This window comes from Actinomadura sp. BRA 177, assembly GCF_013372625.1.
GTDB lineage: Bacteria > Actinomycetota > Actinomycetes > Streptosporangiales > Streptosporangiaceae > Spirillospora.
Genome location: NZ_JABXFD010000219.1, coordinates 1 through 9,727 on the forward strand (window position 1 = coordinate 1; position 9,727 = coordinate 9,727).

The following is a 9,727-nucleotide window of genomic DNA, read 5'->3' on the forward strand; positions in this document are numbered from 1 at the left end:
AGATGTGGATAAGGGACAGGGCGAGCAGGCCGGGCGCGGCGGCGGCGCCGCCGAGGACGATCGCGCCGAGCCGCGCCAGGTCGGCGCCGGTGTCCAGCAGGCGGCGCAGCTGGGTCGGGACGAGGGAGACGTGGAAGCCGTCCGCCCGCGCGACGGCGGCGGCGTCGAAGCGCGGCGTGATGACCGGTTCGGTGCCGGCCAGGAGCGAGCGGACGAGGACCTGGACGCCGGAGATGTGGCTGGTGGGCAGGCAGCACAGCCACCGGTCGTCCGGCTTGGCCTCGATCCGGGCGAGGGTCCCGGCGGCGGAGTGCCGCAGCGCGTCCTGGGACACCTCGACGAACTTGGGGGCGCCGGTGGAGCCGGACGTGGCGATCAGCACCGCGGTGCCGGCGTCGACCGGCGGGTGCCCGCCGGGGGCGCGGCGGACGAGCCCGTCCGGTGTCTCGACCGCGTCGGGGGCCAGGGCGTCCAGCAGGCCGCGCAGCGCCGGTTCGGGCAGGCCGGGGGAGAGCGGGCAGATCGCGGGGCCGCCGCCGAGCGCGTCCGCCAGGGCGTCCAGCAGGCGGGGGCTGGGCGGCAGGACGACGGCGTGCAGCGGGCGATCCATGATCTCATCAGCCTAGACGACCCCGCTGAACGCGTTCAAACACGGCAGCGGTTGAATGGGTCACGACCGCCCGCGACCCCGGCCGGCGCGGGCGCTTCAGGGAGAGGAACACATGGTCTCGGAGCTGTTCGACGCGGACGCCTGGAAAGAGGTCGAGGGGTTCGGCTTCACCGACATCACCTACCACCGGGCCGTCGACCACGGCACGGTGCGGGTGGCGTTCAACCGCCCGGAGGTGCGCAACGCGTTCCGCCCCCACACGGTGGACGAGCTGTACCGGGCGCTGGACCACGCGCGGATGTCCAGCGATATCGGCTGCGTGCTGCTGACGGGCAACGGCCCGTCGCCGAAGGACGGCGGCTGGGCGTTCTGCTCCGGCGGCGACCAGCGCATCCGCGGCAAGGACGGCTACAAGTACGCCGAGGGCGAGACGTCGGAGACGATCGACCCGGCGCGGGCCGGGCGGCTGCACATCCTGGAGGTGCAGCGGCTGATCCGGATGATGGGCAAGGTCGTCATCTGCGTGGTGCCGGGCTGGGCGGCGGGCGGCGGCCACAGCCTGCACGTCGTGTGCGACATGACCCTCGCCGGCCGCGAGCACGCCCGGTTCAAGCAGACCGACGCGGACGTGGCGAGCTTCGACGGCGGGTTCGGGTCGGCGTACCTGGCGCGGCAGGTCGGGCAGAAGTTCGCCCGCGAGATCTTCTTCCTCGGCGACACCTACGACGCCGAGGCCGCGCACCGGATGGGCATGGTCAACGCGGTCGTCCCGCACGCCGAGCTGGAGGCGACGGCGCTGGAGTGGGCGCGGAAGGTCAACGGCAAGAGCCCGACGGCGCAGCGGATGCTGAAGTTCGCGTTCAACCTGATCGACGACGGGCTCGTGGGGCAGCAGGTGTTCGCCGGCGAGGCGACGCGCCTCGCCTACGGCACCGACGAGGCGGCCGAGGGACGGGACTCGTTCCTGGAGAAGCGCGACCCCGATTGGTCGCGTTTCCCGTGGTACTACTAAGTGTTCATACGCACGGTGTGATCCGGAATATCGTGATTCGGCGGCCAGGTCAGGGGGTCAGCGGGTGCGGGTGTTCGCCATCCCGATGCGGACGCGGTTCCGCGGTGTGACGCGGCGGGAGGGCGTCCTGGTCCAGGGCCCCGCCGGCTGGGGCGAGTTCTCGCCGTTCGCCGAGTACGGCCCGGCCGAGTGCGCCCGCTGGCTGGCCGCCGCGCGGGAGGCCGCGCACGAGGGCTGGCCCGCCCCGGTCCGCGACCGGATCCCGGTGAACGTGACGATCCCGGCGGTCGGCCCGGAGCGGGCGTTCGCGATGACCAAGGAGTCCGGCTGCCGCACCGCGAAGGTGAAGGTCGCCGAGCGCGGGCAGGGCGACGCCGACGACATGGCGCGGGTCGAGGCGGTCCGCGACGCGATCGGGCCGGACGGCCGCGTCCGCATCGACGTGAACGGCGGCTGGGACGTCGACCACGCCGCCCGGATGATCCGGGCGCTGGACCGGTTCGAACTGGAGTACGCCGAGCAGCCCTGCGCGACGCTGGAGGAGCTGGCGCGGGTGCGGCGGCGGGTGGACGTGCCGGTCGCGGCGGACGAGTCGATCCGCCGCGCCGAGGACCCGCTGAAGGTGCGGGCGGCCGGCGCCGCCGACGTGGCGGTGCTGAAGGTGCAGCCGCTCGGCGGGGTCGCGGCGGCGCTGCGGGTCGCGGAGGCGTGCGGGCTGCCGGTGGTGGTGTCGAGCGCGGTGGAGACGTCGGTGGGGCTGGCGGCGGGCGTCGCGCTGGCCGCGGCGCTGCCGGACCTGCCGTACGCGTGCGGGCTGGGCACGCTGTCGCTGCTGGAGGGCGACGTGGTGCGCGATCCGCTGCGCCCGGTGGCGGGCGAGATCGACGTGCGGCGGCCCGTGGTGGACGAGGACGCGCTGCGCCGGTGGGAGGCCCCCGCCGGCGGGTGGCGCGGCCGTGCCCTGGCCGCGCAGGAGCACCTGGACGGACCGGCGCTGATCGAGGAGGCGCCGTGAACCCGGCGACCGCGCTGGCGACCGTCCTCGTCGACGAGCTGCTGCGGTGCGGGATGACCGACGCGGTGCTGGCGCCGGGGTCGCGGTCGGCGCCGCTGGCGCTGGCGCTGCAGGCCGCCGAGGAGTCGGGCCGGCTGCGGCTGCACGTGCGGATCGACGAGCGGTCGGCGTCGTTCCTCGGGCTGGGGCTGGCGAAGCGGGCGGGCCGCCCGGTGGCGCTGGTGTGCACGTCGGGGACGGCGGCGGCGAACTTCCACCCCGCGGTGATCGAGGCGCACGAGTCCGGCGTCCCGCTGATCGTGCTGACCGCGGATCGTCCGCCGGAGCTCCGCGACACCGGCGCGAACCAGACGATCGACCAGGTGAAGCTGTACGGGACGGCGGTGCGGTGGAGCACCGAGGTCGGCGTGCCGGAGAACCGCCCCGGCATGGTGGCGTACTGGCGGTCGCTGGTCAGCCGCGCGTGGGGCATGGCGCGGGCGCCGTCGCCGGGGCCGGTGCACATGAACACGGCGTTCCGCGAGCCGCTGATCCCCGACGGCGACGAGACGTGGTGCGAGCCCCTCGACGGCGACGTGACGGGCGCGTGGACGAAGGTGCGGCCGGCGACGCCGGGGTCGGTGCTGCACGTCCCGCCGACCCGCCGCGGCGTCCTGGTGGTGGGGGACGGGGCGTCGAACGTCAAGCGGTACGTGGCGGCGGCGTCGATGGCCGGGTGGCCCGTGCTGGCCGAGCCGAACGGCAACGCCCGCTACGGCGACCACGCCCTGTCGTCGCACCATTTCCTGCTGGGCGTCCCGGAGTTCGTGGAGCTGCACCGCCCCGAGGTGGTGGTGACGCTGGGCAAGCCGGGGCTGTCGCGGCCGCTGCTGTCGCTGCTGCGCCGCGCGGAGGAGCACATCGTCCTCGCCCCGGACCTGGCGCACTGGCCCGACCCGGTCCGGTCGGCGACGCAGGTGGCGCCCGAGGTGGAGATCCCGGTGGTGTCGGGCGACGACGCGTGGTTGAAGTCGTGGCGGGCCGCCGATCTGGCCGCGGCGGCGGCGGTGGACGCGGTGCTGGACGCGGTGCCGCAGGTCAGCGAGCCGCGGCTGGCGCGCGACCTGGTGGCGGGGCTGCCGGGCGGGTCGCTGCTGTTCACCGCGGCGAGCATGCCGATCCGGGACCTGGACCAGGTGATGCGGCCGCGCCGCGGCATCCGGATCATGGCGAACCGGGGCGCGAGCGGCATCGACGGGCTGATCTCCACGGCGATGGGCGCCGCGCTGGCGCACAGCGGCCGCTCCTACGCCCTGCTCGGCGACCTGGCGTTCCTGCACGACCAGAACGGCCTGATCGTCGGGCCCTACGACCGCCGTCCGGACCTGGCGGTCATCGTGGTGAACAACCAGGGCGGCGGGATCTTCTCGCTGCTGCCGCAGGCGGCGCTGCGCGGCCCGTTCGAGCGCGTCTTCGGCACCCCGCACCAGGTGGACATCGAGGCGGTCGCCGCCGCGCACGGCGTCCCGTACCGGCGGCTGGAGGCGGCCGCGGACCTGCCGAAGGCGATGGCGGGGGAGGGGCTGCGCATCATCGAGGCCCGCACCGACAGGGAGGCGAACGCGTCCCTGCACGCCGACATCCGCAAGGCCGCCCAGGCGGCCGTCCGCGAGACCCTGGCCTGACCCGTCACCCGCCGCGACCACCGGCGGCCATGTACTTCAGCCTTCAAATTACAATGTAAAGGTGCCGGGCTAGTGTGATACTCACACCCCAAACAAACCCAACATCAGCGATGCGAAGAGCCGATCAGGGGGAGAGGAAGCGGTCGCGGAGGGCGTCGGTGTCCTCGGGCGTCCAGCCGTGGCCGTCCAGCCAGCCGAGCGTCCCGCCGTACTCCTCGTCCACGCGGGCGAGGAGCTTCTCCATGAGGGACGCGTGGGGGAGGTGGCTGTCGGCGGGGCGGGAGTCGAGGTCGGCGGCGTAGGTGTCGCTGGCGCGCAGCCGGCGGAGGACGGCGTCCAGGCGCTCGCCGGTCTGGGCGTAGTCGGCGACGATGGCCTCGCGGGTGACGCCGGCGACGTCGAGGGCGAGGGCGCAGACGACGCCGGTGCGGTCCTTGCCGGCGGCGCAGTGCACCAGGGACGAGCCGTCGGTGCGGGTCATGACGCGGAGGGCGGCGACGATGGAGTCGCCCCGGTCGGCGAGGTAGCCGAGGTAGTGGCCGGTCGACCGGTCGTCCTGCCAGGGAAGCGCCTTGTCGACGTCGACGTCCTCGGCCGTGTCGGCGGCGACGTCAGTGTGGCGGCCGCCCTCGGGGAACAGCGACAGCTGGTGGAGGGTCACGGACGGTATGCGGGTGAGGGGCCCGGGGCCTTCGAGCCGTACCTCGGCGTCGCTGCGCAGGTCGATGACGTTCTTCAGCGCGTAGTCGTCGAGGAGGAGCCGGACGTCGGCGACGGAGAGGTCCTGGAGGTTGTCGGAGCGGAGCACGCGGCCGAGCCGGGTGGCCCGTCCGTCGGTCGTGGGGAGTCCGCCGAGGTCGCGGGCGTTGACCGCACCGTCCAGTTCGATCCACCGTGTGCCATCGTCCATGACTTGTGACCTTATAGGGCGATGGTGCCCGGTCTTTTACGCAGGGTCCCGTTCCGGCTCCGGAGGCACCGGGGGTGAGGGACGGGGCGGGGACCGGGACCTTGGAGCCAGGGCGGAGTTGGCTCCGCAGCGGGGCGACCGGCCGGTCTCACGCTCCGTAGCTTTCGAGCTGTCGCTTTCCCTGCTCGAACTGGAGGCTCCATGCCCGCGACTCTGCAGGCCCCATCGCAGGCCCCGTCCCGACCGTCCGGCCGGTCGGCCGGCAGTGACTTCGCTCCGCTGGCGCGGCGGGTCCGCGAGAGCGGGCTGCTGGAGCGCCGCCGCGGCTACTACGCGCGGGCGATCGGGCTGAACCTGGCCGCGACCGCCGCGGTGTGGGCGGCGGTCGCGTGGGCGGGGCCCGGCTGGTGGACGGTGCTGCTCGGCGTCCCGCTGGCCGTCCTGGCGGCGCGGACGGCGTTCCTCGGGCATGACGCGGGGCACCGGCAGATCGCGCGGAGCGCCCGCGCGAACCGGTGGCTGGGGCTGCTGCTGGGCAACCTGCTGCTCGGCATGGGGCACGGGTGGTGGAACGACAAGCACAACCGGCACCACGCCAACCCGAACCATGTGGGCAAGGACCCGGACGTGGGCGAGGGCGTGCTGGCGTGGACGCAGGAGCAGGCCGGACGGAAGCGCGGCGTGCTCCGCTGGGTGGCGCGGCATCAGGCGGCGCTGTTCTTCCCGCTGCTGACGCTGGAGGGCGTCAACCTGAAGGTGGGGAGCCTGATGTTCCTGCGGGGCCGTTCCCGGCGCGACCAGCTGGTGGAGGGCGGTCTGCTGCTGGTGCACGCGGTCGGGTATCTGGCGCTGGCGTTCGCGCTGCTGCCGCCGGCGCAGGCGGTGGCGCTGATCGCGGTGCAGCACGCGCTGTTCGGGGTGCATCTGGGTGCGGTGTTCGCGCCGAACCACAAGGGGATGGCGATGCCGGAGCCGGGGGAGCGGTGGGGGCATCTGCGGCGGCAGGTTTTGACGTCGCGGAACGTGCGGGGCGGGGTGGTCACCGACTGGCTGATGGGCGGGCTGAACTACCAGATCGAGCACCACCTGTTCCCGGGGATCCCGCGGTGCGCCCTGCGGCGGGTGCGGCCGCTGGTGATGGAGCACTGCGCGGCGGTGGGCGTCCCCTATACCGAGACGGGTCTGGTCGCGTCCTACCGGCAGGCTCTTGGTCACATGCGGGAGATCGGGGAGCCGGTGCGGTAGGGGCGGGGCTATGCTCCGGGCCATGCCCGAGGGACACACGATTCATCGCCTGGCCGCCGAGCATCAGCGGGTGTTCGGCGGTCTCGCCGTCGCCGCCACGAGTCCGCAGGGGCGGTTCGCGGAGGGGGCGCGGCGGCTGGACGGGCGGGTGCTGGTGGAGGCGGACGCGCACGGCAAGCATCTGCTGCTGGGGTTCGACGACGATCTGACGTTGCACGTGCATCTGGGGATCTACGGCAGGTTCGGGTTCGGGGAGCTGCCGGCGCCGGACCCGGTGGGTCTGGTGCGGCTGCGGATGGCGGGCGGGGCGCATTTCGCGGATCTGCGGGGGCCGAACACGTGCGAGGTGCTGGAGCCGGGTGAGGTGAAGCTGCTGCGGGACCGGCTGGGGCCGGACCCGCTGCGGGCGGACGCCGATCCGGAGGTGGCGTGGCGGCGGATCAGCCGGGCGCGGACGCCGATCGCGGTGCTGCTGATGGATCAGTCGGTGGTGGCGGGGCCGGGGAACATCTACCGGGCGGAGGTGCTGTTCCGGCAGGGGATCGATCCGCGGTTGCCGGGGCGGCTGCTGGCGGCGGGGCAGTGGGCGGCGATCTGGGACGATCTGGTGCTGCTGATGGCGGAGGGTGTGCGGGTGGGGTGGATCGACACGGTGCGTCCGGAGCACACGCCGGAGGCGATGGGGCGGCCGCCGCGGGTGGACGATCACGGCGGTGAGGTGTACGTGTACCGGCGTGCGGGGCTGCCGTGCCTGGTGTGCGGGACGCCGGTGGCGGCGGCGGAGGTGGCGGCGCGGAACCTGTTCTGGTGCCCGGGGTGCCAGCCGTCCGCCGCGGGGTGACGTCCAGCGGTCAGGAGACCGTGGGGGTCGGACCGGTGTCGCCGGTGTGCGCGGTGTGGGCGTGCCTGGGGATCACCGGGACGTCGTCGTCGGTCTGCGGGGCGCGGCGCGGTGCGCGGCGCTGGGCGCGGCGGCTGCGCAGGAGGGCGGCGAGGGGTTCGGTGCCGCGGGCGAGGACGGGTCCGGCGACGGCGAGGATGAGGACGTAGGCGGCGGCGAGGGGGCCGAGGCGGGGGTTGGTGCCAGCGCTGACGGCGAGGCCGGCGATGACGATGTTGAATTCGCCGCGGGGGACGAGGGCGGCGCCGGCGCGGAGGCGTCCGGTGGTGGCGACGCCGGCGCGGCGGGCGGCGATCCAGCCGGTGGCGAGTTTGGTGATGATGCCGGCGGCGGCGAGGAGTGCGGCGACGCCGAGGACGGGTGGGAGGTCGCCGGGGTCGGTGCGCAGGCCGAAGAAGACGAAGAAGACGGCGGCGAACAGGTCGCGGAGGGGGGCGAGGAGTTTCTGGGCGGTGTGGGCGAGGGTGCCGGACAGGGCGATGCCGACGAGGAAGGCGCCGACGGCGGCGGAGACCTGGAGGCGCTGGGCGATGCCGGCGACGAGGAGGGTGAGGCCGAGGACTTTGAGGAGGAGGACTTCTTCGCTGGGGCTGGCGACGAAGCGTTCGACGAGTCGTCCGTGGCGGAGGGCGATGTAGAGGATGACGGTGATGGTGGCGGCGGCGACGGCGAGGGCGGTGGCGCCGCCGATGAGTCCGGCGCCGGCGAGCAGGGCGGTGAGGATGGGCAGGTAGGCGGCCATGGTGAGGTCTTCGAAGACGAGGACCGAGAGCAGGGCGGGGGTTTCGCGGTTGCCGATCCAGCCGAGGTCGCCGATGACTTTGGCGGTGATGCCGGAGGAGGTGACGTAGGTGATGCCGCCCATGGCGACGGCGGCGACGGGGCCCCAGCCGAGCAGGAGGGCGGCGGCGACGCCGGGGGCGGCGTTGAGGGCGATGTCGGCGAGGCCGGTGGGTGCGCTGGTGCGCAGGGTGCCGACGAGTTCGCTCGCGGTGTATTCGAGGCCGAGGCTGAACAGCAGGAGGATGACGCCGACTTCGGCGCCGATGGAGACGAATTCCTCGCTGGTGGTGAGGGGGAGGATGCCGCCGGCGCCGAAGGCGAGGCCGGCGATGAGGTAGAGGGGGATGGGGGAGATGGAGAAGCGGACGGAGATCGCGCCGAGGAGTCCGAGGGCGAGGATGATGGCGCCGAGTTCGATGAGCTGTACGGCTGAGTGCATGCGCGGTCAGCCGGTCGCGAGGATCTGGGCGACGGCGGCGGTGCCTTCTCCGGTACCGACGACGACGATGATGTCTCCGGCGGTGAAGGTGAAGTCGGGGCGGGGGCTGGCGAGTACCTGTCCGTCGCGGACGACGGCGACGATGGAGGCGCCGGTGCGGGTGCGGGCGCGGGTGTCGCCGAGGGGGCGTCCGTCGTAGGGGGAGCCGGCGGCGATGGGGTACTGCTCGGTGATGAGGCCTTCGACCTGGCGGTGGAGTTCGGCGAGGTGTTCGACGATGCGTCCGGTGCCGAGGAGTTCGGCGATGGCGTTGGCCTCTTCGGCGGTGAGGGCGACGGTGGCGATGCAGCTGTCGGGGTCTTCTTTGTCGTAGATGACCAGGTCGCGGCGGCCGGTGCGGTGGGAGATGACGCCGAGTTGGCGGCCGCGTCCGGTGGTCATGACGTGCTGCAGGCCGATTCCGGGCAAAGCGGTCCGTTCGACGTCCACGGTGCTTCGTCCTCCGTCTCACTGTGCTGGGGTCGTACATGACCGTACCGGGCGCGGTGGGGTGTTGGATGCGCGGGTGTGGGGGTCGTTATCCCAGTTGAGCGGGTGCGGGGGTGTAGCGGGCGGCGAGGGCGCGGACGGTGGCGGTGATCATGGCGCGGAGTTCGGGCGGGTCGAGGGCTTCGGCGTCGGCGCCGAGTTTGAGGAGTTCGACGTGGGCGTGGCGGACGGATTCGATGGGGAGGACGGCCTGGATCCATCCGTCGGGGCCGGGCGGGGTGGCGGTGTCGAGTGCGGCGCGGGCCATGGCGGGCGGCAGCAGGATCTGGGCGCGGGTGAGGCCGTCGGGGGAGAGGCGGACGGTGGCGTGTTCTGGGTAGGAGTCGGCTTCGAAGCGTTCGGTGTAGGCGGTCCAGTGGGCGGCGAGGTCGAAGCCGGCGGGGCGGTCGAAGTGGTCGGGGAGGGTGGTGAGGGTGGAGGAGGGCGGCGCGGCGGTGCCCGCGCTCAGCGAGCGGCGGGCGCCGCGGGACGGCGTACTGGTGAAGGGCTCTCGCGTGGCGGGACTGGAACGGGTGGCCGAGGCGCTCCTCGCGGAGGCGGCCCGATGACCAACATCATCATCGCCGCGGGGGTCGCGCTGATCTTCGTGATGGTCGGCA

At 73.6% G+C, this 9,727-nt stretch carries 10 protein-coding genes; 5 read left to right on the forward strand and 5 right to left on the reverse strand.

The features are described 5' to 3' along the window. On the reverse strand, positions 1-610 hold a 610-nt coding region (locus HUX53_RS08205), incomplete at its 3' end, for an AMP-binding protein (protein ID WP_176402556.1). Positions 611-722: 112 nt separating this feature from the next. Between HUX53_RS08205 and HUX53_RS08210 the strand changes: the two genes are divergently transcribed. The 3 genes from HUX53_RS08210 (at position 723) to menD (ending at position 4,301) form a co-directional block, all read left to right on the forward strand. Continuing rightward, complete coding sequence (locus tag HUX53_RS08210; protein ID WP_176402557.1) at positions 723-1,622, forward strand: 1,4-dihydroxy-2-naphthoyl-CoA synthase; 900 nt, start codon at positions 723-725, stop codon at positions 1,620-1,622. A 64-nt stretch (positions 1,623-1,686) separates the two neighbouring features. Continuing rightward, positions 1,687-2,637, forward strand: coding sequence for an o-succinylbenzoate synthase (locus HUX53_RS08215; protein ID WP_176402558.1), 951 nt, complete (start codon positions 1,687-1,689; stop codon positions 2,635-2,637). After that, positions 2,634-4,301 (forward strand): 2-succinyl-5-enolpyruvyl-6-hydroxy-3-cyclohexene-1-carboxylic-acid synthase, encoded by a 1,668-nt coding sequence (gene menD, locus HUX53_RS08220; protein ID WP_176402559.1) that lies wholly within the window; start codon positions 2,634-2,636, stop codon positions 4,299-4,301. Before HUX53_RS08215 ends, menD begins: the two co-directional genes overlap by 4 nt. A gap of 124 nt (positions 4,302-4,425) precedes the next feature. Here menD and HUX53_RS08225 read toward each other — a convergent pair whose 3' ends face one another. After that, complete coding sequence (locus tag HUX53_RS08225) at positions 4,426-5,211, reverse strand: tyrosine-protein phosphatase (protein WP_176402560.1); 786 nt, start codon at positions 5,209-5,211, stop codon at positions 4,426-4,428. Positions 5,212-5,412: 201 nt separating this feature from the next. Between HUX53_RS08225 and HUX53_RS08230 the strand changes: the two genes are divergently transcribed. Together HUX53_RS08230 and HUX53_RS08235 are read left to right on the forward strand one after the other, a co-directional pair. Next, on the forward strand, positions 5,413-6,456 hold the full coding sequence (locus HUX53_RS08230) for an acyl-CoA desaturase (RefSeq protein ID WP_176402561.1): 1,044 nt from the start codon (positions 5,413-5,415) through the stop codon (positions 6,454-6,456). 22 nt (positions 6,457-6,478) lie between these two features. Next, the gene (locus HUX53_RS08235; RefSeq protein WP_176402562.1) at positions 6,479-7,297 is read left to right on the forward strand and encodes an Fpg/Nei family DNA glycosylase; all 819 of its coding nucleotides are present in this window, start codon (positions 6,479-6,481) and stop codon (positions 7,295-7,297) included. A 10-nt stretch (positions 7,298-7,307) separates the two neighbouring features. Here the strand turns inward: HUX53_RS08235 and HUX53_RS08240 are convergent, their stop codons facing one another. The 3 genes from HUX53_RS08240 to HUX53_RS08250 form a co-directional block, all read right to left on the reverse strand. Then, a complete protein-coding gene (locus HUX53_RS08240) occupies positions 7,308-8,579 on the reverse strand; it encodes a cation:proton antiporter (RefSeq protein WP_176402563.1) in 1,272 nt (423 codons plus the stop codon). A 6-nt stretch (positions 8,580-8,585) separates the two neighbouring features. Continuing rightward, positions 8,586-9,068, reverse strand: a complete 483-nt coding sequence (locus HUX53_RS08245; protein ID WP_176402564.1) for a cation:proton antiporter regulatory subunit — start codon at positions 9,066-9,068, stop codon at positions 8,586-8,588. A gap of 88 nt (positions 9,069-9,156) precedes the next feature. Next, positions 9,157-9,727 (reverse strand): YafY family protein (locus tag HUX53_RS08250; protein ID WP_176402565.1); only part of this gene is annotated, 571 nt, incomplete at its 5' end.